Origin of the sequence: Pseudoalteromonas ruthenica (assembly GCF_008808095.1) — a bacterium.
GTDB lineage: Bacteria > Pseudomonadota > Gammaproteobacteria > Enterobacterales > Alteromonadaceae > Pseudoalteromonas > Pseudoalteromonas ruthenica.
The window spans coordinates 1,799,468-1,823,745 of record NZ_CP023396.1; the positions used below are offsets into that span (position 1 = coordinate 1,799,468).

At 47.1% G+C, this 24,278-nt stretch carries 24 protein-coding genes; 11 read left to right on the plus strand and 13 right to left on the minus strand.

Annotated elements, in window-relative coordinates:
* Window positions 1-7 precede the first annotated feature (7 nt).
* From PRUTH_RS08535 to PRUTH_RS08550, 4 genes are all read left to right on the plus strand, one after another.
* The gene (locus PRUTH_RS08535; protein ID WP_151173057.1) at window positions 8-1,054 is read left to right on the plus strand and encodes an NAD(P)-dependent alcohol dehydrogenase; all 1,047 of its coding nucleotides are present in this window, start codon (window positions 8-10) and stop codon (window positions 1,052-1,054) included.
* Between the two features lie 82 nt (window positions 1,055-1,136).
* Entirely contained in the window at window positions 1,137-2,537 is a 1,401-nt protein-coding gene (gene dbpA / locus PRUTH_RS08540) for an ATP-dependent RNA helicase DbpA (protein WP_218939674.1), read from the plus strand.
* A 122-nt stretch (window positions 2,538-2,659) separates the two neighbouring features.
* A complete protein-coding gene (locus PRUTH_RS08545) occupies window positions 2,660-3,283 on the plus strand; it encodes a trimeric intracellular cation channel family protein (RefSeq protein WP_151173059.1) in 624 nt (207 codons plus the stop codon).
* Window positions 3,284-3,412: 129 nt separating this feature from the next.
* Window positions 3,413-4,045 carry an SDR family oxidoreductase gene (locus tag PRUTH_RS08550; protein ID WP_053910240.1) on the plus strand — a complete coding sequence of 211 codons (633 nt, stop codon included), beginning with the start codon at window positions 3,413-3,415 and terminating at the stop codon, window positions 4,043-4,045.
* A 45-nt stretch (window positions 4,046-4,090) separates the two neighbouring features.
* On the opposite strand, the gene PRUTH_RS08555 is transcribed toward PRUTH_RS08550, so the two are convergent.
* Both PRUTH_RS08555 and PRUTH_RS08560 read right to left on the minus strand, forming a co-directional pair.
* Window positions 4,091-6,106 carry a TonB-dependent receptor gene (locus PRUTH_RS08555; RefSeq protein WP_151173060.1) on the minus strand — a complete coding sequence of 672 codons (2,016 nt, stop codon included), beginning with the start codon at window positions 6,104-6,106 and terminating at the stop codon, window positions 4,091-4,093.
* 236 nt (window positions 6,107-6,342) lie between these two features.
* Window positions 6,343-6,588, minus strand: a complete 246-nt coding sequence (locus tag PRUTH_RS08560) for a DUF3297 family protein (RefSeq protein ID WP_151173061.1) — start codon at window positions 6,586-6,588, stop codon at window positions 6,343-6,345.
* Window positions 6,589-6,821: 233 nt separating this feature from the next.
* On the opposite strand from PRUTH_RS08560, the gene PRUTH_RS08565 reads away from it, so the two are divergent.
* Window positions 6,822-7,970, plus strand: a complete 1,149-nt coding sequence (locus PRUTH_RS08565; RefSeq protein WP_151173062.1) for a pyroglutamyl-peptidase I — start codon at window positions 6,822-6,824, stop codon at window positions 7,968-7,970.
* A 49-nt stretch (window positions 7,971-8,019) separates the two neighbouring features.
* Here the strand turns inward: PRUTH_RS08565 and PRUTH_RS08570 are convergent, their stop codons facing one another.
* Together PRUTH_RS08570 and PRUTH_RS08575 are read right to left on the minus strand one after the other, a co-directional pair.
* The gene (locus PRUTH_RS08570) at window positions 8,020-8,268 is read right to left on the minus strand and encodes a hypothetical protein (protein ID WP_151173063.1); all 249 of its coding nucleotides are present in this window, start codon (window positions 8,266-8,268) and stop codon (window positions 8,020-8,022) included.
* A gap of 113 nt (window positions 8,269-8,381) precedes the next feature.
* Window positions 8,382-9,467, minus strand: a complete 1,086-nt coding sequence (locus tag PRUTH_RS08575) for a hypothetical protein (protein ID WP_151173064.1) — start codon at window positions 9,465-9,467, stop codon at window positions 8,382-8,384.
* Between the two features lie 116 nt (window positions 9,468-9,583).
* Between PRUTH_RS08575 and PRUTH_RS08580 the strand changes: the two genes are divergently transcribed.
* Window positions 9,584-10,273 carry an alpha/beta fold hydrolase gene (locus PRUTH_RS08580; RefSeq protein WP_151173065.1) on the plus strand — a complete coding sequence of 230 codons (690 nt, stop codon included), beginning with the start codon at window positions 9,584-9,586 and terminating at the stop codon, window positions 10,271-10,273.
* Window positions 10,274-10,359: 86 nt separating this feature from the next.
* Here PRUTH_RS08580 and PRUTH_RS08585 read toward each other — a convergent pair whose 3' ends face one another.
* Both PRUTH_RS08585 and PRUTH_RS08590 read right to left on the minus strand, forming a co-directional pair.
* Window positions 10,360-11,289 carry a Kelch repeat-containing protein gene (locus tag PRUTH_RS08585; protein WP_170268922.1) on the minus strand — a complete coding sequence of 310 codons (930 nt, stop codon included), beginning with the start codon at window positions 11,287-11,289 and terminating at the stop codon, window positions 10,360-10,362.
* Window positions 11,290-11,522: 233 nt separating this feature from the next.
* Window positions 11,523-13,922, minus strand: a complete 2,400-nt coding sequence (locus PRUTH_RS08590; RefSeq protein WP_151173067.1) for a TonB-dependent receptor — start codon at window positions 13,920-13,922, stop codon at window positions 11,523-11,525.
* Window positions 13,923-14,243: 321 nt separating this feature from the next.
* Here PRUTH_RS08590 and PRUTH_RS08595 point away from each other — a divergent pair, with 321 nt between their 5' ends.
* Window positions 14,244-14,588 (plus strand): mannan-binding lectin, encoded by a 345-nt coding sequence (locus PRUTH_RS08595; protein ID WP_022946214.1) that lies wholly within the window; start codon window positions 14,244-14,246, stop codon window positions 14,586-14,588.
* Window positions 14,589-14,684: 96 nt separating this feature from the next.
* On the opposite strand, the gene PRUTH_RS08600 is transcribed toward PRUTH_RS08595, so the two are convergent.
* Complete coding sequence (locus tag PRUTH_RS08600; RefSeq protein ID WP_151173068.1) at window positions 14,685-15,209, minus strand: hypothetical protein; 525 nt, start codon at window positions 15,207-15,209, stop codon at window positions 14,685-14,687.
* Window positions 15,210-15,501: 292 nt separating this feature from the next.
* Here PRUTH_RS08600 and PRUTH_RS08605 point away from each other — a divergent pair, with 292 nt between their 5' ends.
* Complete coding sequence (locus tag PRUTH_RS08605; protein WP_151173069.1) at window positions 15,502-16,161, plus strand: hypothetical protein; 660 nt, start codon at window positions 15,502-15,504, stop codon at window positions 16,159-16,161.
* A 119-nt stretch (window positions 16,162-16,280) separates the two neighbouring features.
* Here PRUTH_RS08605 and PRUTH_RS08610 read toward each other — a convergent pair whose 3' ends face one another.
* Both PRUTH_RS08610 and PRUTH_RS08615 read right to left on the minus strand, forming a co-directional pair.
* Window positions 16,281-17,312, minus strand: a complete 1,032-nt coding sequence (locus PRUTH_RS08610) for a methionine synthase (RefSeq protein WP_151173070.1) — start codon at window positions 17,310-17,312, stop codon at window positions 16,281-16,283.
* Window positions 17,313-17,340: 28 nt separating this feature from the next.
* Window positions 17,341-18,318, minus strand: coding sequence for a DUF1852 domain-containing protein (locus PRUTH_RS08615; RefSeq protein WP_022946218.1), 978 nt, complete (start codon window positions 18,316-18,318; stop codon window positions 17,341-17,343).
* A gap of 474 nt (window positions 18,319-18,792) precedes the next feature.
* On the opposite strand from PRUTH_RS08615, the gene PRUTH_RS08620 reads away from it, so the two are divergent.
* Window positions 18,793-19,602 (plus strand): sulfite exporter TauE/SafE family protein, encoded by an 810-nt coding sequence (locus PRUTH_RS08620; protein WP_151173071.1) that lies wholly within the window; start codon window positions 18,793-18,795, stop codon window positions 19,600-19,602.
* A 73-nt stretch (window positions 19,603-19,675) separates the two neighbouring features.
* Here the strand turns inward: PRUTH_RS08620 and PRUTH_RS08625 are convergent, their stop codons facing one another.
* Window positions 19,676-19,987 (minus strand): hypothetical protein, encoded by a 312-nt coding sequence (locus PRUTH_RS08625; protein ID WP_151173072.1) that lies wholly within the window; start codon window positions 19,985-19,987, stop codon window positions 19,676-19,678.
* Window positions 19,988-20,310: 323 nt separating this feature from the next.
* Between PRUTH_RS08625 and PRUTH_RS08630 the strand changes: the two genes are divergently transcribed.
* Window positions 20,311-21,357 carry a hypothetical protein gene (locus tag PRUTH_RS08630; protein WP_151173073.1) on the plus strand — a complete coding sequence of 349 codons (1,047 nt, stop codon included), beginning with the start codon at window positions 20,311-20,313 and terminating at the stop codon, window positions 21,355-21,357.
* Between the two features lie 171 nt (window positions 21,358-21,528).
* Window positions 21,529-22,293 (plus strand): substrate-binding periplasmic protein, encoded by a 765-nt coding sequence (locus PRUTH_RS08635; protein ID WP_151173074.1) that lies wholly within the window; start codon window positions 21,529-21,531, stop codon window positions 22,291-22,293.
* A gap of 46 nt (window positions 22,294-22,339) precedes the next feature.
* On the opposite strand, the gene PRUTH_RS08640 is transcribed toward PRUTH_RS08635, so the two are convergent.
* The 3 genes from PRUTH_RS08640 to PRUTH_RS08650 form a co-directional block, all read right to left on the minus strand.
* Complete coding sequence (locus tag PRUTH_RS08640) at window positions 22,340-22,981, minus strand: lysoplasmalogenase (RefSeq protein ID WP_151173075.1); 642 nt, start codon at window positions 22,979-22,981, stop codon at window positions 22,340-22,342.
* A 121-nt stretch (window positions 22,982-23,102) separates the two neighbouring features.
* Entirely contained in the window at window positions 23,103-23,306 is a 204-nt protein-coding gene (locus PRUTH_RS08645) for a hypothetical protein (RefSeq protein WP_151173076.1), read from the minus strand.
* Window positions 23,307-23,460: 154 nt separating this feature from the next.
* Complete coding sequence (locus PRUTH_RS08650) at window positions 23,461-23,913, minus strand: hypothetical protein (protein ID WP_151173077.1); 453 nt, start codon at window positions 23,911-23,913, stop codon at window positions 23,461-23,463.
* Window positions 23,914-24,278 lie beyond the last annotated feature (365 nt).

The window sequence follows — 24,278 nt, forward strand, 5'->3', positions numbered from 1 at the left end:
AGGCTTTATGAAAACCACAGGCTATGCTGCACATTCACATGACACACCATTGGTGCCTTATGAATATCATTGTCGGCAGTTACGAGAGGACGATGTGGCCATCGAGATCCTCTACAGTGGCGTTTGTCACAGTGATTTGCACACCGTAAAAAATGATTGGGGGTGGACGCTTTACCCTAGTGTGCCTGGCCATGAGATCGTCGGCCGAGTCATTGCGGTCGGTGCCAAAGTTACAGGTTACAACAAAGGTGATCATGTGGCGGTAGGCTGTATGGTCGATAGCTGCCAACATTGCAGCCAATGTCACGCAGGCGAGGAGCAGTTTTGTGAGCACGGTTTTACCCAAACCTATAATAGCCCAGATCCCCATACTAAAGAGATCACTAAAGGCGGTTATGCAAAGAACATCGTGGTGCGCGAGGAATTTGTACTCGCTGTGCCAGCGGCGCTCGATTTAGCAAAGACCGCACCTTTGCTCTGCGCGGGCATTACCACCTATTCGCCCCTGAGAACATGGAATGTTGCCCCAGGCAGTCATGTCGCTGTCATTGGCATGGGTGGACTCGGTCATATGGCTGTGAAGCTTGCTGTTGCTATGGGAGCACATGTAACAGTTGTCAGTCGCTCTGCACATAAAAAAGCGGATGCCGAAGCCTTGGGCGCCGACGCTTTTTTACTTTCCAATGATGAGCACAGCATGGAGCAGGCCGCCAGCACCTTTGATCTTATCGTTGATACGGTGCCAGTAAAACACGATGTTACGCCCTATGTGCCGCTACTAAAAATAGATGGCACCTTGACCTTAGTCGGGCAAGTAGGCCCGATGGCCGAAATGAACACGGTGCCTTTAGTCATGGGTCGTCGTCGTATTGCCGCATCGCTCATTGGGGGGATTGCTGAAACCCAAGAGATGCTCGATTTTTGCGCGCGAATGAACATTTTGCCGGAAGTGGAAATGATCACCATGGAGCAGATAAATGAGGCGTTTGAACGACTTGAGCGCGCCGATGTGCATTACCGCTTTGTCATTGATATGCAAAAATCCACTTTTTAAAGTTCAGTGGGTCAAGTGGCAGCACTTGACCCTCATTATTATCGTCACGAACGTGTTATAATGGCGTTTTGTACTCAATAAGATGAACCTTGCCGTGACTGCATTGCCCTTTTCCTCCACTCCACTGTCCCCTGCGTTGTTAGATAACCTCGCATCATTGGGGTATCACTCTATGACCGATATTCAAGCGCAAACCTTGCCGCTTATTTTGGCCGGCAAAGATGTCATTGGTCAGGGCAAAACCGGTTCAGGTAAAACCGCAGCATTCGCTTTGGGGTTACTGCATAACCTCAATGTACAACGCTTTCGAGTACAGTCTCTGGTTGTCTGCCCCACTCGTGAGCTGGCCGACCAAGTGGCGGTCGAAATCCGCAAGTTAGCACGCGCAATCCATAATATTAAGGTGTTAACCTTATGTGGTGGTGCACCGATGGGACCACAAATTGGGTCGCTGGAGCATGGTGCGCATATTGTTGTCGGTACCCCAGGGCGCATTGAAGAGCACTTGCGTAAGGGCCGCCTCAGTTTAGATGAGGTAAATACCTTTGTGCTTGATGAGGCCGATCGCATGCTGGAAATGGGCTTCGAACAGCCGCTGCAATACATTGTTGACCACTGCCCTGCGGTGCGACAGAACCTACTATTTAGCGCCACTTATCCGGCAAAAATAGAACAGCTCGCTCAACATGTTATGCACAATCCGGAAAAAATCACCGTTGAGTCCACCCATGATCATGCCACTATCGAGCAGTATTTCTACGAGGTGGACGACAATGCCATGCGTATGCAAGCAACGCAAAAGCTGTTATTGCACTTTGCTCCCAGTGCAGCGGTTATTTTCTGCAATACTAAGGCACAATGCCAAGAGCTCTGCGATAGCCTGCGCCAGTGTGGCTTTGATTGTGGTGCACTGCATGGCGATTTGGAACAAAAAGACCGTGACCGTACGTTAGTGCGCTTTGCTAACCAAAGCATGAGCGTGCTAGTTGCCACCGATGTCGCCGCTCGTGGCATTGATGTTGACCATGTTGATATGGTCATTAACTACCATATTGCGCACGACCCTGAGGTGCACGTGCATCGTATTGGCCGCACCGGTCGGGCTGGCAATAAAGGGGTTGCATGTTCATTGATGAGCTATAAAGAATCCCACAAGGTCAACGCTTTAGAAGATTATCTAAATACCACAGTGGAGCCAACAGACTTACCTAACGACAACGTGTTTGGTAATCCCTTTAAACGTGCGCCTATGGTCACAATTCAAATCGATGGTGGTAAAAAGTCTAAGCTGCGCCCCGGTGATATTCTTGGTGCCTTGACGGCAAAGGATGCGGTGAAAGGCGCACAAATAGGTAAAATCAAAATCACGGCGATCAGCGCTTATGTCGCAGTGGAACGAAAAGCAGCTAATACCGCCTTGAAGGTGATCAGCGAAGGCAAAATGAAAGGCCGACAATTTCGCGCTCGTAAACTCACTAAGTAACATTCCATTGGCCGCACATTGCTGCGGCCTGCTACCCACTTTGTCATTCAGTATCAATACACCTTGCTTTAGTTAGCGTTGCCTGTTCAGGAACTCTTTTTCACCTGCAATGGAGGCCTTCGGTGACATCTGACTACTTTGAGTTTTTAAGCATTATTGGCGTCGCATTTTTTGCCATTTCTGGTACTTTGCTAGGCCATGATAAAAACATCGGCGGTTTTGGTGTCGTCGTTGTTGCTTCAGTCACCGCGCTTGGCGGCGGCAGCCTGCGCGATGTGTTGCTAAATCAACCAGTATTCTGGATAGACAACCCCAACTACCTCTATGCCACCTACAGCGCTATTTTTATCACGGTGTTGTTTATCCGCCACCTTCCCAATGTATCGAGTTACTACATGCTGTTACTTGACGCCATTGGCATGGCTATTTTCAATATCGTCGGCATTGAGAAGTCGCTACTGCAAGGCACCGATATGATCGTGGCCATCACCATGGGGATGACCACAGGCATATTTGGCGGCTTACTGCGGGATGTGATTTGCGCCGAAGTCCCTCTCGTTATGCGCCAAGAGCTTTACTCTACAGCCTGTCTGTTGGGAGGGCTGACTTATGCCGTGCTATTTCATTTAGATATTGCTTACCTGTGGCGCATTATCGGGTCTGTGTTGGTCACTGTGCTGCTGCGCCTTGGCGCAATTCATTGGGGTTGGCAGCCGAGTATATTCAAGAAAGGCCGAATGCAGTGATGCCAACCATTTTATAATTTGGGGTTTAAATCATATGCTCCGCCCCAAGGTTTTAACTGTACACCTTTTTAAGCCGTGGGTGATGACCTCACCGGCACGGGAAAATAGCAGAACTTTAAGGAGCGCGATATGAAAACCCTGATCATCGGAGCCAGTGGTCAAATCGGCAAAATGACGACCGCGAAACTGTTAGCCCAAGGGCACGAAGTCGTGGCCTTAGTACGCGATAAAAGCAAGCTAAGCGACTTGCCCCAACAAGGGCTAACTATTATTGAGCAAGATTTGGAAAATGATTTTAGCGCTGCCTTTGATAATTGCACACAAGTGATCTTTGCTGCAGGCTCTGGGGCCAGCACCGGGGCTGATAAAACCTTACTCATTGATTTATGGGCTGCAAAGCGGGCCGTGGATTTTGCGAAAGATCATAAGCTTGCACACTTTATTATGGTGAGCTCAATTGGTGCCGACGCACCTGATAATATTGAAAGCAGCATAAAGCCCTATTTGGTAGCCAAACACATGGCCGATGAGCAACTGATAAACAGTGGCCTTGATTACACCATCGTGCGCCCGGGTACTTTGCTCAATGAACCAGCGACCAAAAAATACCGTATCAAGCGCCCAGAGTCGCGCCAAGACGCGGTGATCTCTCGCGAGAACGTGGCAGAGGCGCTGGTGTATATCGCTGGCAAAGACAGTAAAACGAGCCAAGTGTTTGAGCTGTTTGATGGTCCCGAACCAATCACTTCACTCATAGATTAAAGCCAATGCGCCTAGCCCCAAGCTGGGCGCTCATTTTTACGCCAATTAAAACAACCAGCTTACCGAGAGTCTCAACGTCCGTGGTTCAATGGGATGAAAGTGAATATCCGCAATACCCTCATCTGCCTCACCCGGCAAGCGAGAACTGTAGTAGTAGTCAATATCATGATCCTGACTGTTAAACATGTTGAGTAGCTCGACATCCACTTTCCAGTGGGTTTGACGATAACTGAGCAACCCATTGACCACACTCAGAGGCTGCGAACGTCGCTCGCCATCGGCACTGAGTATGCGCTTGCCAATATGACGAAAACGTAACGAGCTCAACCACAACTCATTGATATGCCAATTGACACCAGCACTTGCCACTACGGGTACTGCGCCCTCGACGCGATCATCCTTAGTGCCATTACGTAAGCGCGAACGCGTGAACGACGCTTCCATATCGACACTAAAGCGCTCATTGAGCCAATAATAAGCACTCAGCTCCAAACCATAGCGCCGCGAAGCATCACTGGCCTCAGTATTACCGGCATCGCCAACAAATAGTAGCTCCGAGTCTAACTCTAACCACCATAGAGCGGTTGAAAAATTAAACTGCTGCTCATCGAAATAGCGCACGCCTATTTCACCTCCTTCGCTGCGTACAAGTAGGTCAACCTGCTCTGTCGCCTCCAGGGTGATAGGGTCTAGATTTATCGTTGCTCCGCGAGCATCATTGGAATGAAACCCTTGAGCAAAATTAAAATAGCCGGCCCATTGCGGCGTAAAGAGGTAGTTTATGTTCGCCTTCACGCTGAATAAGTCATCGCTGGCATCGCCGGAGTTACTTGGGTTATCACTTTGCACATTGGCTTCTAGATAGTCATAACGCAGACCTAGATTAGCTTCGAGCTTTGAGCTAATGGTTATCTGCGAATGCCAATAAGCACTGTAACTACGCTCATCAATACTGTCTTCACGCACAGTACTTAAACGCTGACGCGCACGTGTATTATACAGCCCCACTTCACCGACATTATCATTACGCAGAGTGATCCCTACGCGGTGCTCGATGGGCCAGGACGTCTGTTGTGAAAAGGTATACCCTAGCGATGCACCGCTGATCACCCGCTCATCATATTGCTGAAATTGATCGCCATTGATGGGGTCGTTGAGAAAGTAAGTAAAATTCGAAAACAAATCCAATTTATAGTCAATAAGATAGGCACTCGCGCTAACGCGTTGCCCTTGCCAATTGGCCGATACACTGTAGCGACTGGAGTGTCCCCCTAAGGTTTTATCTAAAGAACCTAACTCTGTTATTATTCCTTGGCGTACCGCGCGACGTGGTATTTGGTCGGCGGCATTCCAGCGATTGTCGTAGGCCATTGCCGTTATAGACATATCGCCGTCCCAAGCGCGGCCTACATAACGTAGCAACGCATTTTTCTTGCTGATATCTTCATTGATATCTTGCCAAGGGCCGTCATAACCTTGCCATTGTGCAGCGCCAATAACCTTGCCTTGCCCCGCTGCAACACTCGCCATCGCAACCGCTCGAGTATAGTTATCCTCACCAATACTCAACGTTAACTGCTGATGTGTGGGGTTATCAGCAAGGTGAAAGTAGGCACTGCCGGCGCTGGAGAAATCTCCTTGCTCTGCGTGATAACTGCCCTTTTGATAGGTAATGGTGGCAATCGTTTCAGGAATAATAAAATTGAGATCGGTATAGCCTTGACCGTGCCCATGACTGCGCATATTAATGGGCATGCCATCGATATAGGTCGCAAAATCGGTGCCGTGATCTAAGTTAAAACCACGAATAAAATACTGATTCGCTTTACCCGAGCCGCTGTGTTGTGTCACGGCCATACCCGGTATAAGCTCTAGCATTTCTGCGCTACGCAACATGGCTCGGCTATCAATTTCACCCTGACCTATCACGCCACTTGATGCGCTAATCGACTCACCAATAAGGCCACTGCGGTGCCCATACACGGTGATCGTTTCTACATTAGCCGACAATGGATGAGCCGTAATCGCCCCGAGAGAAAGTAGTAATGTGTTAAACCTCATGGCTTGTTCCTTGTTACCAGTTAATATCAAAGGTGGTAACGGACAAGCACTGATTTTGGATGCAAAAAAGGAAAGTTAGTTAGAAACGATAGCCCACTGTCAGTGTCACTGATAATGCAGCGGTAAGCGAAAAGGGTAACTGCCAGGCGTGCGGCTAACAATAGCCGCCTGCAAACTGCGCGAGAGCAAGGGTGTGTGTAAAGTTCAGGCAAGCTCACAACGGCCTGCCCAACTGATTAACGGTAGAAGACCTCAACCGTTCCTTTGCTTTTAATCAATAGAGGCTGACCGCGACGGTCGCGGGCTTTCGGATGGGCTACTTTAATCCAGCCTTCATTAATGCAGTACTCTTCTACATCATTACGCTCTTTATCATTGAAACGCACGCCAATATCGTGTTTTAGCACTTCTTCATTGTAATGCGGGCTGCGCGGGTTAATCGAAAGCATATTGGGAATATCAGGTTTGCTGTTGTCGGTCATGATGACGTATCTCTACAAATAAACGTAGGCGCTATTGTAGGTAATCCCATCCTTAGGCTCAATTATTAAAGTTGCCGATAGGAAAATAATCTCGCCTATATTGCTTTCGTTGGCAATGTACTACAAACAAGTATGCTTAGCCTCATCGCCAATAGAGCTGAATTATTTGCGCTCAGCTCTCAGACGTAGGATAGTGATACGCGGTTTTAATGCTGTAACTACATAGGATAATCATGTTCAAACTATTGCTAGCTTCGAGTTTAGTCTTTTCTTGTGCCACCGCGTTGGCCGCCAACCTTACGGTAGAAGAGCAGCGTCTACCCGCAGCTGCTGAAGCAATGCCCAACGTAACCAGCGCCTTTGCCAGTGATGTAAGCGCGTTTGCACAACAGTGGCAAGAACTAAAGAGCTTCGAGCGTGCTCAGGATGTGGTTTATGATTACGCCAACCAGTTGTGGCGCAACGCCAAACAGCGTATCACTACGAAAAAAGATTACGATGACCGCGCATTGTATTGGGCACGGTTACAGTCGAGTAAGGTTATTCGTGCCACTAACCCACACTTTGCGCTCAGCGATGCGCAGCGTCAAAGCTTACTCAACACCCTAGAGCGAGGCAGTCGAGGGCAATACGACTTAGCGTACAGCCAGGGCACTGAGAAAAAGATTCTGATCACCGGCTTTGACCCTTTTTTGCTTGATGAACACATTGACCAAAGTAATCCTTCAGGGGTCGCTGCATTGTTATTAGATGGGCAGGTGCTCAGCCATCGAGGTATACGCGCAGAAATTAACACCGTGATGATCCCGGTGCGCTATAAAGACTTTGATGAAGGCCTGGTTGAAGCATTGCTAGCGCCCTACTACGCGCTCAACAACGTTGATATGGTCGTCACTATCAGTATGGGCCGAGAGCACTTTGATTTAGAGCGCTTTCCAGGTAAGCGCCGCAGCGTGACCGCTCCCGATAACGCCAATATAGTTTATGGTGGCACGCAAACCGCACCGAAAATATCCAGCCTTAATGGCCGCCCTCTTCCCGGTGCAGAGTTTGTTGAATTCAGTTTGCCAGTCGCGCACATGCAAAAAGCGCAAGGCCCCTATGAAATCAATGATAACCATGAAGTAACCACTCTAGAGAAGACATTTAAGCCTAGTTCGTTGGCCGAGCTGGAAGGTGCAATCGCGGTCAATGGCGGTGGTGGTGGCTACTTATCGAATGAAATCTCTTACCGCAGTATTCGCTTGCGCAACGAGCTTAATTCAGATGTACCTACAGGACATATTCACACCCCTCGCATTGCGCAGTTTGAGCCACAAACGGAAGCGAAAATCGTAGCGCAAATTAAAGCCATGCTAAAGCAAAGCTTAACAGCGCTATAACTGTGAAGAGAGGCTGCCTAGCTAAGCAGCCTCTGACCTCAGCGCGCCTTTAATGACGCTGCTGCGGTGCATTACGCACTAAATCTTTACCATTATCGTACACCTCTTGAGTCACCCAGCGCCCAAGTAGTAGCTGGTGATTGTCATCGAGTACCGCAATAAAAGGTCGGCCATCGGCATTGTTAGTCGCCAGGGCAATGCCAGCCGCATTGTCTAAGCCTAATTTGCCGCTTTCCACCGAGCGCAGAAACGCCTCTAATTTCTCTAGCGTATCAATAATGTCATTATCGTTTATCATTTTAGGTTCTCAATTACCGCTTAAAGCGCAAAGGGTAGCAACTCTTACCCGACAGATAAACATGGCTGTGCCATGTTGCATCTGAACTCAACAAGTTAAGTCTGTTGGTTTTATCAATCCGAATCTGGGCGATAATCACGAATGAAACGCAACTGGAATTCGGTGTTATCAAAGTCTGCGCACATGACATCGAACCCATAATGCAACACGGTATCAATATCAGCGCCAATAGCGCCTTCTTGCGTCAGCAAAGCCATCGCTGTGAGTAGCTCTTTGGCTCGAGTTTCATGACCCCCACACCCGTAGTCAACCACTGAGTAAAATTTTGCGTAGTTATCGCCCAAGCTTACAGCCTGTTGGAGATACTCACCTCGTTTGGCTCCCTCACTCGTGCGAGCCAAGATAAACGCAGCGCGAGGCTGCTGACGATAGCGGAGCAAATAACGCAGGATCGTTTGCGCTTTAAACGGTGAGTGGGGATAGGCGCCGCGCATTTGCCCTTGAGGGCGCATATCACGACCAGTGTAATAACTGTAAGCGTAATAAAAAGCCTGCTCGGTAGATAAGCCCTGCAATGCCTGTGGTGTCACATCTATGCTTTTTTCACGATGCTGCGTTAATTGTAGCTGATAGTCCTGCGCCCACTGCTGCTGAAGCCTCGCCCCATGAACAACATGAATCGCTAGCGCAGTTGCGGCACAACAAAAGGAAGCGCCAAGCAGTAGCACAGGAAACGCAACATAACTACGATTCTTTAGCTGTTGGCGACTAGCGTGTGGCTGCTGTTCACTAAGCAAGTAAAAAGCACGATTGTCTGTCAACGGCACACTTCTGCGAGCAAAAAAAGCGGCAGCCCACGCACCACTGACATACAATGCCAGCAATATAATTCCCCAAATTGTGCCTGAAAGGACAATGCCGATATTGATAGCAACGCCTACGACTATTATGTGCGCCAACAAAGCGAGCACGGCAAAACGCCGCATAAAGCCCTTGCCATGATAACGCACAGCAACGCCTAACAGAGCACCGCTGACAAATAACATCAAAGGAGATGCCTTAGGCAACACAGCAAACGTTCCATACCACAGCAGTAAAATAGGTATACACCACATGCTTGTGTACAAGGCGGCTTTTAGTGCATGTTGGTTATTGAGTTGCGTGTGCACTCGCTTTGCCATGCTCGGCTCTAGATTCATGATAATGTGCCCGGCTTGAGAATATAAATAATGGCTGACTGTACCAAAGAACTATACCCAGCGCCGTATCATTTTTATACCGTGTAAACTCTATGTTAATAATAGGTTTTATACTCATGAAACATATTTTTGTCGCTATCGCTTTATTGGTCGGTTTAAGTCCATTCGCTTGGGCACAGTGTCGTGATAATGTCGTCTTGGTCCATGGCAACACATCATCCCCCTCGAGTTGGAACAACACCCGTGAGCAACTATATGCTCAAGGTTATACCGATACACAAATCTTTGCCCCAAATTGGGGCTCTAAAACATGCGCCAGCTGCAACGATCACAACGGCAGTGAAGAGCTTCCCGTGCGCGAAGCAATTCTTGATGCCATCAACCAATCGTGCAGTGGAAAAATAGACATTATTGGCCATTCGATGGGTGTCACCCTAGCCGCGCAGCAAGTTTACAAACTGGGGTTAAGTGCTGATGTCGATGCATTTGTCGGTATTGCCGGGGCGTTGCGCGGTTTATTAAGTTGCGGTGTTTATCCTTACAATGTGTGGAACAGTACCTGTGGGTATCACGGCCTATCAGTGAGTAGCCCGTTTCTTGACGGTCTATATGGACAGCAATTCGCAAACCGAGTGTATTCCATTAAAAGCTATGCCGATCAGGTCGTCTGCGCAACGGGGAGTTGCTACGTGTACGGCATTCACAGCAGTCGAATTTGGCATGAAACCGCTACTTTTACTTACGCTCTTGGCCACTTTGGCCTACAAACCGATACCGCTGTTAAACAGGTTAGTCTAATTCAATAGCAACCTTGTCGTATATGGCACCCAATACTCACGCTTTATAACTAAATATACGCATTTATAGCCGGTAACATCATATCGGCTTGTGACTATTTCGTTGAACTTGTGGCTTCATTCGCTACTACCACGGCCTCAGCGGCGGTGTTAACCTGCGCACTGGTTTTTGCCAGACCGACCGCCTGAGCCCCTCCAATCAGCCAGGTTTGTGCGCCAACGGAAATCGCCCCTAAACCATGACGAGCCAAAGGCCACTGTCCTTGCACATGCCATTGCTGCGTACGAGTGTTGTAGCGCAGCACATCGGTATAGACTCCCTCGGCGTGTTCACCGCCAAAAACAGATACATAGTGATCATTGACTGTTGCAGCGTGCCCTGCCCTTGGCTGTGGCATAGAAGGCAAGTGTCGCCATGTATCTTGTTCGCTCTGATACTCCAACACATCCGTCATCGGCGGCATACCGACTTGGCGCCCGCCAAGGATGAGCCATCGTCCATCAATCTGCACGGTTGCGGCGCTGTTACGAGCACTGGGTAGCGGCGCTGCTTCAGTGACGCTAAATGTGTCAGGGTCGAACACAAAATGGCGTGCGGTATCATGGCTATGCTGCCACTGACCATTTTTATCGCTATGTGGTGTGCGCCCACCGGCGAGGTGTATCTTGCCATCGATAACCGCTGCAACCGTCTCACTTAATGGGATAGGTAAAGTGGCTACATGCTGCCACTGCGCCGCTGATTGAGACAACATTAAAATGTCACCAGTATTAAACCACTGGCCGCTTTCGGAGTTGATAAAGCCACCCAATGCAAACAGCTTATCGCCAACCGCTTGTAGATAGGTATGATGACGCCCTTGGGGTAAATCTGGTGCGCTCTGCCAGTGCGAATCTCCAGGAGACCAGTAATGCACTCTCGCTGTCATTTGCCCTTGAGACACTGGCAGCTGGCTAGAAATTCCACCTGCTACCCATATCTTATCGCCTATCAATGTGGGGTATATCTCCTGTATAGGCTCCACAAGAGATGCACCCGAATGTTGTGGCTCAGCGTGTAAACCAGAGGCCCATAAAGCACTCAACACCAATATCAGAGGGTATTTAAACTGTCGCATAATAATTATTGGATGACTCCGCAGGGTGAATAAACAACCGTTAGCATAGACAGAACTGTACTTTAAAAACAACTAACTAAAGGTCTTACAACCCCCTATCAACACCCATGAGTGACAAAAAAGCGCCCGAAGGCGCTTAGTTAGAACTGATAATGAACACTGAGTTCGAGGTTCCTTTCCTCTCCGGGCAAGCCGCCTAGGAAAAGTGCCTTTTCGTAGTAACGCTCATTAAATAGGTTATCTAGGTTTAATTGGACTTTGTAGTTATCCGCCTCGTAGGCAAAGGCGGCATCCCAACGCACGTAGCTCGGGACCACGGATTTAGGCAAGCCAAATGCGGTGGAATTAATGGTGCGCTCATCAACATAAGTCACTCCGAGATTCACTGCCACAGGATGTGCAAGCTCAAAGGCGCTCATATCATAGCGTAACCAAGCGCTGGCAAAGCGCCTTGGCACCCCTTTTATTTGTCCAGAGCGCTCGCCTGCACGCACGGTCACTGCGTCCTGGTAAGTACCATTAACATTGACGGACATTACCTCGCTGAGCGCCATATTCAGATCAAACTCCACCCCTTTAGTGGAGTCCTCATCGTCATAAAAATATTGTGGCACACTGATGTTGAACTCGGGGTCATTGGGATTGTCGTTAAACGCCTCATTGGCATAGCGTAAATTAGTGCGTCGGGTGTCAAATAGCACTAGTGAACCGAGTAAGTCTTCCTCTAAGGCAGTAAAGCGCACGCCAATATCCAATGACTCGGATTCCGAATCAGGGCGATTATCCGCTTGGTTTTCACTTACTGACCCTAAAATACTATAGGCCGTGCGCCCTTTCGACACATTCACAAAGGTCGAAAATTGCGATGACAGCTGATAGTTGAGGCCTAGGTTATAGGTCATACCGGCATCATCACTGTCGTTTTCTAGGCTGACTTCGGGTACTCGCGCAGTGCCTCGATGCTGATAACTTTGCTTAATGCGCGTATAGGCTACGCCCACACGCGCTGTAAGTGCATCACTTAAATAAAGAACTTCTTGGCCGCTTATCCCCACTGCTTCAACACTTTTATCATAGTGACTGCGCAGCACTGGGCTGTAGTCTTCAAAATGCCCTGTTGGCCAGTTGGGGTTACGGATATCAAGAATATAATCAACAGCGTTGGCATCCGCAGCGGCGCCATCAGCATCGTAAATTGACCAGCTTTTAAGGCTAATATCGCGTTTTTCTGCATTCACACTCAGTAAGTGCTCACCAACTACCGAGCCCCAATCCCACGTATGCTGCAGATCGGCAAAGTACTGAAACATTTGTTCTTGCGCATGCTGCTTGCGATATTCTTGGCGTCGCGCTGCATAGGGGTGGAGTTCACCATCGACCATTAGCGGTGCACGTGGCGCTAGATTAATGGTGCCTCGACGCTGCCAATACACATAGTTGTAAGCTCCGGTTTGGCGCACGAAATCAGACTCATAATCGCGAAATTGCAGTTGTTGCGTAAGCTCTGTATTGGCACCGAGATACCAATCCCACCGCAGCTTCACACGTTGCTCAGTACCAGCATTAGGGCGACTTAACGGCGAAATTACATTGCCATCACCGAGATCAAAGGGCTCAAGCCCATCGTTTTGGTTAATGCTCAGCGCCAGTTGTTGACGTTGCTCGGCACTTAGCTGGAGCGCTTCGCTTGCAGCATCATTGGGGAGATCAGCACCACTCAAAGGGTAGTCACCGTCAATGCTATCCCAGTTAACAATACGCACTGGAAAGCCTACGGAGTCTACCTGCACTTCATCGTCAATATAAGCCGTTGATAATAACAAACGATGGTTATCGCTTGCCTGATAGCGCAATGACCCATAAAACTCACTGCGCTCACTACCCAAATCGCGGTAACCATCACTCGATTGGTGATTGACGACTGCGCGGTAAGCCCAGTTCTCACTGAGTGCGCCAGTTGCATCAAACATCACCCCGTAGCTTTGCCATTGCCCAACATTAACCGCCACCTCATACTGGGCTTGGTCTTGTGGCTTCTTTTCAATTAGGTTAATAACGCCACCAGCGGCACCAATACCATATAACCCCGTAGCCGGGCCTTTAAGCACCTCAACACTGTCCACATTGGTCATCGACCGTGTTGGGTTAAAGGCGTTACCTAAATCAGCGCCACCATACATGCCATCATAGGTGTAGTTAACGCCTAGGCCACGAATAATAAGATTATCACCGACACCATAGTTATTGCCCGCTTGTGCTAATCCGGAGACATTACGCACCGCTTCTTGCAAAGTGTCAGCCGATTGCTGATCCAGCAAGGCTTTATCAACCACAACAATGGGTGCGGGGGTTTGCATCAAGGCCATATTCGACTTGGTTGCCGTGCCACTGTTGAGCACGAGTTCGTTATGGCGACCATAGACGCTAATGCGCTCAACCTTGTCTAGCTCTTGCGACGACGAGGTGTTGGCAGATGCATCAGACGACAGCAGCGCTGCGCCTACGGCAGCACCTACGAGTGAAAACTGAAATACGTTCATTATCTCTTCCCTATATGAGATACAGCAAAAAACGCGCGCATTCTAGCACCACACGCAAATGATAACAATTGTCATTTTTGTTTGTAAAATTTATGTAAGCACTGCCATAGCTGAATAGCAAAAGTTGAAATCAGCTAGCAGTTTTCCCTCGTTCTGTAGCAGCCCAAACGCGACCCTATATAAGCAACAAACTGATTTTAAATATAATAATTAACTGTTACCGAGTGTAATAGTTAATATTCACATAGCGACTAACTTTATAGCGTGGATATCAAAACCACAAAAAACAGTCGAATTTAAAGTCATTAAAAGGAGATTATTATGTCAACATTTAAAGTAAACATTCCCGCAGGTCCAATTTGGGACCAAAAAGATGCTGAGGATAAAGCGCCCCTAGTAGCGGCAGCACACCAGGGAAAATGGACGGGACAGTGGAACACTGTCGTCCAAGGAGAGATGAGTGTTGTGGAAGTTGAATTGCAAGTGAAAAACACTGGCTCAGACTGCTTCAAAACAAACGTTCTTGCGGGGCCGCTATGGAGCAACGATGAAGCGCAAAAAGTGGGGGAAACCTTAGCAGCCTCTTACGGCGGCACCTTTACCGGTGAGTGGCACACCATTGTTGAAGGCAAAATGAGTGTGATTGAAGTTGAGTTCAAGTTCTAAGTTATTCTACATTACCTTTATTTTTATAATAACGGCTAGCAACCCTAAAAAGCCAGCCGTTATTATATATAAAGCAACATTCGAATTTTATGGGCTTTAATTAAACGTAAAGCTTGTACCAAACCAAAATATAGAGTCGTAATCACTACACTGCATGCACTTGTACCACCTCACAGCCTCACCATCATAAAAAAGGCTGCTGTATCCAGCATCTCCTTGGTAAGTAAAGACTTTTACTACGCTAGAGTCACGTAAAATTGCCAGAAATCGTCCTTGCTGAGCGGATTTCGTTTTATAAACACCCACGATAACACGCTCTTCACTAGGCTCGTCATCTAAGTTCGCTCGAATGGAGAACTTTAATGAGGAGCTCTGAATATCCAGATATTGATACTCAGGCAACGTCTCTTCGAAATAGCTCTTATCGAAGACCGTAATATACTCCCAATCTGGATTTAGTTCCGATACCGGAACCTCCATGAAATTAGACGTTTCAGCACAAAAATTTTTCGCAGTCCACCATGCTTTATTAGGTTCTAGAGTTGAAGTTTCACCAGCTATTGAAGGGGAGTTAAAAAAAGCCCCCGCAACAAGGGAAAGAATCGATACCTTACCAATCAAAATGTCAATGCCTCCCACCTGCCATTCTAGGCTCTGCAATTAATGACGAGCCTTATGAACCTCTCTTGTATTAAATTTTGAAGGGCTCCTATTTGCCAGCTAATTGGAAGTAATAACTAGCGAAAAAAACCATTCAATTATAATAACATGATAACCTATAGCCGATTAGCTACTCAGTTATTTTTATATAATTCAAACCACGGATGTAAAACATTGGTTTTTAAGTAAAAAGTTTTGGCGATATGTATCCAACTCGAAGAAATAGTGAAGCTGATTTGCTGGAAAAAATAAAATGAAAAAGATAACACTTGTGTGTGCGTTTATCTCTTCATGCGCGAGTGCACAGTATAACTACCTAGATCAAAGCACTCTGGACAACCTCAATGACAGTGCATTTTTAGGCGCGCCTCGTCATCCTGTTTACTTCGATTCAGGCGACGTTGCTCGCAACTGTGAAGACTACTTATCACTTATAAAAGCACATCACTTAAAAGAAACCAGCGACAATTACCTTGCTAAAATTGAGTATTTATCTTGTGAAGTACATGGGTTAATCCAAAAAAGCAATAAACTGGTTAGTAATAAACTTGCCTTGCCAGATTTAACTCCCTTAGCAACTAAACTAGACTTACGCTCCATACCCTCCTCGTTTGGACCTCAGCTCAATGAGAGTAACTATACGCTATCAACTCTTGCTCAACAGGCAGTGCAATATAAAAACAATCAACTGTTCATAAATACACCACAGCAATACTTTGAACTTAGACTGAAAGCCGTTTTAGACTTAAACAGTAACACAATACCCGATTGGGTTATTTGGATGGTGGATGAGTCCAAGCAAGGCACCTACAAAGCTTATGCAACCCTTATCGTTATGGATGCACAGCCAGACGCACCAACGTGGCAAGCGCAAAAGTTTAGGCAAGTGTATCAAGGGCAAAGTTCTGATTAGTGAGCTTGTTTACTGATGAACCGTACAAGTCGGCAATGCCATACCTAGTTGTAAAAAAGTAGCCTCTGGCGAACGGACGCCATCAGCTACCTTATACTTTCAAGCTTAGTTTAAGCCCGTTACGAGGCACTTAACTCTTTACGTACAATCTCGGCTCCGGCACTGAGCGCACTGAGTTTGGCTCTCGCGACCGAGCGAGGCAACGGCGCCATGCCACAGTTAGTGCAAGGATAGAGCTTGTCAGCATCCACATATTTCAGTGCCGCGCGCAACGTGCTGGCCACCTCTTCGGGGGTTTCAATGCTTTGGGTGGCCACATCAATGGCCCCCACCATCACTTTTTTGCCTCGGATCAGCGCCAGTAGTTCGATAGGCACATGGGAGTTGTGGCATTCCAAGGAAATTATGTCGATATTTGATGTTTGTAACTTCGGGAACACCTCTTCATATTGCCGCCACTGCGTGCCCAGAGTCTTCTTCCAATCGGTATTAGCTTTAATGCCATAGCCATAGCAGATATGCACTGCGGTTTCGCATTTCAGCCCTTCAATCGCTTTTTCTAAGCATGCGATACCCCAGTCGTTAACCTCGTCAAAAAACACATTAAATGCCGGCTCATCAAACTGAATAATATCAACGCCAGCGGCCTCAAGCTCTTTAGCCTCTTGGTTAAGTATTTTGGCAAACTCCCAGGCTAGCTTTTCGCGGCTTTGATAATGCTCGTCATACAAGGTATCGACCATGGTCATCGGCCCCGGCAGCGCCCATTTAATCGGTTGTGTGGTTTGCTGGCGAAGAAACTCAGCATCAGCGACAAAAACCGACTTGCTGCGAGAGACGGGACCAACCACGCAAGGCACACTGGCATCGTAACGGTCGCGAATTTTCACAGTTTTGCGGTTATTGAAGTCAACACCATTAAGGTGCTCAATAAAGGTGGTCACAAAGTGTTGTCGTGTTTGCTCGCCATCGCTGACAATATCGGTACCAGCGACTTGCTGCTCATGCAGTGCTACCCGCAGGGCATCTTGCTTACCATCAATCAACGCGTCACCGTGCAATTTCCACGGTGACCACAGTGTTTCTGGCTCAGCCAACCATACCGGTTTAGGTAGGCTGCCAGCGCTTGAGGTGGGTAATAACTTGTTCATTATCAGCACTCTTCTAGATTGTTGTTATTTATAAAGCGGTGTTGGCAGACCACTGCTCAAGTACCGACTGATAGGGTTTAATAAAGTGCTGCTCGGCGAATTTACCTTGGGCAATCGCCAATCGGCTGCGCTCTTCGCGGTCATAAACAATTTGCGTGAGCGAGTGATCCGCATTTCTCAGGTTAGGCTGATAACAGCTGCCCGCTACTGCGTTGGCGTTGTAGATCTCTGGCCGATAAATTTTCTGAAAGGTTTCCATGGTGCTGATGGTGCTGATCAATTCCAAATTGGTGTAATCGTTTAACAAGTCACCAAAGAAGTAAAAGGCTAGCGGCGCTACACTGTTTGGCGGCATAAAGTAACGCACCTGAAGCCCCATCTTTTTAAAATACTGCTCGGTTAATGATGACTCGTTGGGGTGATACTCAACACCTAAGACTGGATGTTGATTCTCGCTGCGGCGATAAACTTTATTGTCTGACACGCTAAGGCATATAACAGGTGGCTTGGCAAAATGCTGTTTGTAAGTGTTGGACTCAACAAAATGCTTAAACAGCTTACCATGCAGTTCACCAAAATCACCGGGGACACTAAAGCCCTCTTTATCTTTGTTGTGCTCTAGCAGTAACACACTAAAGTCATAGTCGCGCACATATGAGGAGAAGTTATTGCCTACAATGCCCTCTATACGCTCATTGGTGCGATGATCGATAATGTTGGTTTTCAGCACTTCAATTGATGGAAAGGCTTGTTCATCGCCGTCGATGTGCATATCTACCGACACGATTTCTAGCTCTACGCCGTAACGGTCCCCTTCGGGGTTATCCCAATTGGCCAACGCATTAAAACGATTATCAATCATTCTTAAGGCGTTGCGTAAATTTTGTTGGCGGCTCTCGCCGCGAGCCAGGTTAGCAAAGTTGGTGGTAATACGCGTAGTGTCTGACGGCGTATAGTGCTCATCAAGACAAATGCTCTTAATGGTAAATGTGAAATCTTTTTTCATGACTCGTTGGTATCCAAATTCCTAAGGTGAAAGCAAACGTCTTCGTGCTGAGTATGCTGATGCAGCCAGAGTGATGACCGCTGTGGCTGTGTGAGCCAACTTACTTAGCAACATGGCTTAAGTTATACGTACATACTTGGATGAAGAAAAACGGTTTAATTTCAGGTAAAACATGAGCATGATTCATTTGCTGGCAAAGCCGTTGCTATTCCCTCAAAAAGTCCTGGCAAATCGTGAGCACACCGCCCCAAAAACACCCAGACTTCTAGCCATCTATATATAAAGATGTATTTTCCTCAAGTAAAAGCTGAGGAATATTCATGACTTAACAGCACTAATTGCCGCAATGATGTTGATATACTCACACCTCAGATGGCAATCAAGTGACACAATAGGTGGATTGCTAGATAACGCGATACACCCCCTTGCAGGGGTCATTAGCCGTTTCAAGCAAATAACAATGAGAATAATGAAATGAGTGAGTTAGTCGTACTGTTTGTTTTCTGCGCAATACTGGGCAGTGCTGTGGGCTTTTTAGCGGGTTTACTTGGCATTGGTGGCGGGCTCGTCATTGTGCCTATTCTGAGCATGATTTTGCTGCACTTTGACGTGTTGCCCCCTGAGCAGGTTGTAGTTACCGCCATTGCCACCTCATTGGCATCGATTTTGTTTACATCTACGTCGTCAGCCATCGCTCATCATAAACATGGCAACGTTCCCTGGCAGTTAGCGCCTTGGGTGATGCTAGGTGTTGGTTTAGGCGCCCTGATCAGCGGCTTTATGGCAGCACTATTACCTGAGCACGTGGTGCGCTGGGTATTTGCTGTTAGTGTGTTTGCCATCGCTATAAAAATGCTGATGGGCAATAAAAGTACCAGCACCAATGCACGCTCCTTGCCTAATAAAGCAGTACTAACAACGTTAACAACTCTTACTGGTGGCTTATCGGCCATGATCGGTATCGGCGGCGGCGCAGTTTTAGTGCCGCTGTTGAACTTTTTCTCTGTGGATATGAAAAAAGCCATTGGCTGTGCATCTGCATGCGGAATTGTTATTGCTTTATTCGGCTCAATTGGTTACATCAGTGCAGGGGCGCAACATCTCGCCCTTACAGATGGTTTTGCTGGCTTTGTTTACCTGCCAGCGTTAGCGGGAATAGTTTGTACTTCATGGTTTAGCGCGCCTCTAGGGGCCAAGGCCACGCAATCCCTACCTGTGGCCACCATTAAGAAAATATTTGCACTGTTGTTGGTTATTATGGCGGTTAATATGCTCTTAAAGTAGCGAGCAAATCGGCCATAAAGTCTGGGCTGAACACCTACCTTGCTCTTGGTTTCTGGGCGTTTTTATACCGGCGTTATTGTTCTTCGTCCGCGCTGGCGTCAAGGACCAGTTCCTGCATTTGTTGTGGCGTGAATACAAAGAAATAGAGATTTTCAATTGTCGCCACTGCTCTGCCCTGCAACATGGGGTAATCCGAGGCATCAGTATCGAGCCAGTAGCCAGCTAACACCCCTTCCTTTATGGGGAAATAAACACTTTCACTGGTGGTAATGGCATCGGGGGAATCAAATACATAATCGCCATAGTACTGGTGCACAATGTTAACCAGTTCGCTTTGCTGCTGCTTACGCTGGCCCACTTGTGACATTAATTCAGACTCTTGCATACAGCCTCTTCGTTATTTAATTGCAGATTATTTATAAGCTGGCTTAATCGCTCTTTTCGCACTTGAGTAAAGCAAAGCCAACACAGTAAGAATAAATATAACACGCCATATCTACAAGGCGACAACCTAGAGCAGAGCCCTTTAATTACGAACTTTATCCGCCCTGATAAAAATCCAAGCTCATATAGGTTGCCACGAAAGCGTGATAGCCATTCTCTATTCGCTATTTCATAAGACAAAATTACAGTTTATTATTAATCAGTTAAGGACTTTTATAGTGCCGCCAGCACTATCACTTCAATCATTTAGGGAAATGAAAAACGATGAACAAACTCCATTGGCTGATCGCCTGCTTTTTTCTTCTTTTGCAATCGCTACCCACCCGCGCCCAGTTAAGCTTCCAATTAGAAATGATACCTAACCCTTATCAAGCACCTAAAGGGACAAGAGCCATACTAGTCAATGGTGACGGCTCGCACGTGGTTGTGTACGGCAAAAAAGTGGATGAGCATGATGATAAAATCCCTATGGCATTTCATTGGGGTGAGCGCGACGGCCATACCCACCTTGGCCTGTTAAATAACCGCAACGTACTGCTCCCCATGGATATCTCTGATGATGGCAAGGTTATCGTCGGCCATAATGGAGGGGCCAGTTTTGTGTGGACCAAGCAGCAAAAAATGCGCACCGTACCCAAACTAAAAAGCCATTACATCAACACCGCGATATCCATTTCAGCGGACGGTAAAACCGTGGTCGGCTATACCGGCTGGCAATCGGATATACGAGCCTTCCGTTGGGAAATAGGTAAATCATTACACGAGATTGGTACAGGCAAAGACAAAGTAAAGTGGCGTAACGCAACATACAGCTCAGAAGACGCCAGCGTGATTGTTGGCAGCACACCTGGGCAAGTTTATGTGTGGAAAAGTGATAACACTATAACCCCTATCATCGCGCCAGAGGACTGCCACTTTATTGCCGAGGACGTCTCTCATGACGGACACACTATTGGTGGACGCTGTAGCATCGATACGCCCATGGTATGGAACGAGTTTAATGGTTTTAGCACCTTGCCAATACCAGCTGAGGCGGCCACAGCCATGATCACAGCTATGTCAGGGGATGGCACAAAATTCCTCGGCTCAGCAAAGTATAAAGGTGAAAATTACATTGATAATTATCGCCCTATCTTATGGCATCAAAAGCACATTTACTTTCTTGATGACATTGTAAAACAGCTCAACCCAAATAAAGCGATGAAAAGAGTCACTATCAGTAACATCTCATCCAACGGCAAGGTGATTGTTGGTGGCTATAAAGACAGCATCGACCGCTACTATCCGTTTAAACTGATAATTAAAGAGTGATAAAACCCAATGAGCGCTGAGGATGAGAACCGGACGAGCTTGTATTTTCAGCGCTTAACCATTTATAAAGCTATTTTTTGCATTAAAACTCACCTGGGCATGCCAAAACACTGGAAAAATGCGCATAACTGCGGCAAGCTAGCCTTTTAAGATGTAAATAAAGTGTAACTTATGCGCGCATGTATTGCTCTTTTGGCGTGGTTATTGATGCTGGCTTTGCCCACCTCAGCGTGGTCCTCAGCACCGCTAAGGTTTGTAGCGGAAGATTTATACCCGTTACACTTTGCAGACTCTGAAAAACAACCACAAGGCTTCTTAGTCGATGTGGTCAATATTGTTTTAGCACAGTGCCGTTGCCAAGGGCAGGTGGAAATTATGCCTCAAGCAAGAGCATTTAAAGAGCTGCGAACAACACCAAACACACTGATGATTTCGTTACTAAAAACTCCACAGCGAGAGACTGAATTCATCTTTTTAGGCTCTGTTTTTAATGCTCACGCCTATCTGGTTGGCCTTAAAGAGCGGCAATTTAAGTTAACTGACTTGCAAAGTGCTCGCGGGCTACGAGTAAGCACGGTGCGCGGTTATTATAGCCACCAATACTTACAAAAAGCTGGCTTTTCGTTGCAACATGACTTAGTGCTGGCCCCCGAGCCTGCCAGCTTAATGAAAATGCTCTACAGACAGCGTACCGACTTGGTACTTACCAACACCTTGTCGTTAGATAAAGAACTTCGCAGTACCGGCCTTGACCCCAACCGGCTTGAAAAGAAACTGCACCTCCCCGAGTTCCCCAGCGAGCTGCATATTACTGCCAACAAGAAGCTTCCAGCAGACATTGCCACCCGACTTCGCCAGTCACTTAAAGCCATCAAAGCATCAGGGCAATATCAAGCCTTGCTAAACAAGTGGCAATTGACACTCTCAGCTTATTAAGGTGCGTTACCGAGAAGATTCATGTGCCCTAGCTGAGCCCTCGCAGCTAACCTTGATGAGTGACACTCAACGCAATGCAGCTCTGGGCTAGGTAGTAGGTTGCAAGTAACATCGGCTGAGTCCATGGATAATTTTTAACAAAGCGACCGTAGGCTAGGATGGAATCCGACACCATAAACAGGAGTGCGCCAATAAAGGCGTAAACGCTGAGCGAATAACCTGAGTTCTGCCAAAAGATATAACTTGCCAAAACCATGAGACTAAGCACAGCAGCATAGGCATAAACAGGCCCACGCAACGCATCTAGGTGCTTATCTAGTAGCCGGATAAGAACACTCGCGTATATGACTAGTGCCGCCAGCAATAAGGGGCTCAGAACGAACTCGGTGTTGTAAATGAAAGCGATGATATAAGCTAAATGTGCGATAAAAAACGCGACCAACCCTTGTAAAAAGTAGTCTTTTTTCAACATTAGAAAGATGTCACCCAAAAGGGAGAAGACTAACCCTACAAATACCCAGTACTCTATCAGTGTAAGCGCACTTGTTTGGGTATATGCCAACACGGCAATTAGCACGGTCGTTAAGGGCTTAAACACATAGCACAGCGCGCTGCTATGGCGACTATCAGCAATAATATGAGTGCATGCAGAGACAAAAATTAACAGCAATAAAGTGGGAAATAACATAGTAATCGTTGTAGTTACCTTAGGCTCCAACGGCCGTGTGGGTAGATAAAGTACAATGACACTTAAGCCTTTTAGTGCCTCTTATCTCAGCGCTTCCCATAACCATGTATCCAAAATGCCTCTAGCTTAGCGTTATCACTTTGCTCTTGAATAGATTAGCAAGCTTATTAGCGTAGGCAGAGGCTGCACTTAAGCTGTTAGTTTCCAAAATATTGATGCGCTCGCCGCTGTGCGCTACAACGTTGAGCTGATAGTCAATGAGTAGTGGCTGGTTGCGCCTAGCATAGCGAATGATCTGCAAGCTATCGATGTCGCTGGTATCCATAATACAGGTGTCCTTTGACAAACACGCCACGTTCGACAAATATACTCCCTGCTCGTCAAAGTAGAACGTGTTTTTAGGGGAAAAGGTTTTATAGGCGGCAAAAAGTAACAGTAATAAAAAGATGCCTCCTTCCAAGGTAGGTGAGCGAGTCAGTTCATACCCTGGAATAACCCCCCTCCTCTGGCACGATAATAGCTGCGACGATTGCAACGAAAAACATAACCAAGCCAAGGATATTTAACGACACGACTTTATCTTTAAACGACAATGCTGACCTGTAGCCGTCCGCATAGGGCGCTAACGAGGTAAAAGAACTCACTGGCTCTACTTTGTGCCACTCGTAACCGCGTAGATGCTGGTTCTCTTTCTTAGCCACTTGCTCTTGTAGCGCATCGAGGCGTGTTGAATCAGTAAAAGCCCGTATTAGTTCTTGCCAGCTTTCCTTAAAGTTAGCCTTACTCAAAAAGTAAATATTAGACAGGCTTAAGAGCACACCGACAAGACATAAACCTGCGAATAGCTTGATATCGTCAACCAAACCAAAGGCAAAAATACAAAGAAAGAAATAAGCCGGTAACGACATGATCATAGGAAAGATAACACCCACGCTGACACCTCCATATACAGCAGACTGATGATACTCTCACTTTTTCAATCATTAGCAAAGCAAATCCCATAATAATATGGCACCCACTAAACCACTGGAGATCAGCCTTTCAGGCGTGTAGGTCAGGCTTTAGCCTGACAGGCATAATGAATCGTTGTTGGTTAGGCCCTAGCCTGACAAGCACAGTGCAGCCGTTGTAGGTCAGGCTAGTGAATCGTTGTAGGTTAGGCTTTAGCCTAACAATCATAGTGAAACCCTGTAGGTCAGGCTTCAGCCTGACAAACACAGTGAATCGTTGTAGGTCAAACCTTTTCCTAACGAAATAATGCTCGATAGGCCTCACGAAATCGAATCCTCGAGGCAGC

Excerpts from the sequence above, each read along its gene's own strand:
- PRUTH_RS08620 (WP_151173071.1), top strand. The coding sequence starts at position 18,793 with ATGAGTGAGTTAGTCGTACTGTTTGTTTTCTGCGCAATACTGGGCAGT.
- PRUTH_RS08640 (WP_151173075.1), bottom strand. The coding sequence starts at position 22,981 with ATGTTATTTCCCACTTTATTGCTGTTAATTTTTGTCTCTGCATGCACT.
- PRUTH_RS08610 (WP_151173070.1), bottom strand. The coding sequence starts at position 17,312 with ATGAACAAGTTATTACCCACCTCAAGCGCTGGCAGCCTACCTAAACCG.
- PRUTH_RS08645 (WP_151173076.1), bottom strand. The coding sequence starts at position 23,306 with ATGGATACCAGCGACATCGATAGCTTGCAGATCATTCGCTATGCTAGG.
- PRUTH_RS08605 (WP_151173069.1), top strand. The coding sequence starts at position 15,502 with ATGAAAAAGATAACACTTGTGTGTGCGTTTATCTCTTCATGCGCGAGT.
- PRUTH_RS08595 (WP_022946214.1), top strand. The coding sequence starts at position 14,244 with ATGTCAACATTTAAAGTAAACATTCCCGCAGGTCCAATTTGGGACCAA.
- PRUTH_RS08630 (WP_151173073.1), top strand. The coding sequence starts at position 20,311 with ATGAACAAACTCCATTGGCTGATCGCCTGCTTTTTTCTTCTTTTGCAA.
- PRUTH_RS08575 (WP_151173064.1), bottom strand. The coding sequence starts at position 9,467 with ATGAATCTAGAGCCGAGCATGGCAAAGCGAGTGCACACGCAACTCAAT.
- PRUTH_RS08570 (WP_151173063.1), bottom strand. The coding sequence starts at position 8,268 with ATGATAAACGATAATGACATTATTGATACGCTAGAGAAATTAGAGGCG.
- PRUTH_RS08615 (WP_022946218.1), bottom strand. The coding sequence starts at position 18,318 with ATGAAAAAAGATTTCACATTTACCATTAAGAGCATTTGTCTTGATGAG.
- PRUTH_RS08535 (WP_151173057.1), top strand. The coding sequence starts at position 8 with ATGAAAACCACAGGCTATGCTGCACATTCACATGACACACCATTGGTG.
- PRUTH_RS08635 (WP_151173074.1), top strand. The coding sequence starts at position 21,529 with ATGCGCGCATGTATTGCTCTTTTGGCGTGGTTATTGATGCTGGCTTTG.
- PRUTH_RS08550 (WP_053910240.1), top strand. The coding sequence starts at position 3,413 with ATGAAAACCCTGATCATCGGAGCCAGTGGTCAAATCGGCAAAATGACG.
- PRUTH_RS08565 (WP_151173062.1), top strand. The coding sequence starts at position 6,822 with ATGTTCAAACTATTGCTAGCTTCGAGTTTAGTCTTTTCTTGTGCCACC.
- dbpA (WP_218939674.1), top strand. The coding sequence starts at position 1,137 with ATGAACCTTGCCGTGACTGCATTGCCCTTTTCCTCCACTCCACTGTCC.
- PRUTH_RS08625 (WP_151173072.1), bottom strand. The coding sequence starts at position 19,987 with ATGCAAGAGTCTGAATTAATGTCACAAGTGGGCCAGCGTAAGCAGCAG.
- PRUTH_RS08590 (WP_151173067.1), bottom strand. The coding sequence starts at position 13,922 with ATGAACGTATTTCAGTTTTCACTCGTAGGTGCTGCCGTAGGCGCAGCG.
- PRUTH_RS08560 (WP_151173061.1), bottom strand. The coding sequence starts at position 6,588 with ATGACCGACAACAGCAAACCTGATATTCCCAATATGCTTTCGATTAAC.
- PRUTH_RS08555 (WP_151173060.1), bottom strand. The coding sequence starts at position 6,106 with ATGAGGTTTAACACATTACTACTTTCTCTCGGGGCGATTACGGCTCAT.
- PRUTH_RS08580 (WP_151173065.1), top strand. The coding sequence starts at position 9,584 with ATGAAACATATTTTTGTCGCTATCGCTTTATTGGTCGGTTTAAGTCCA.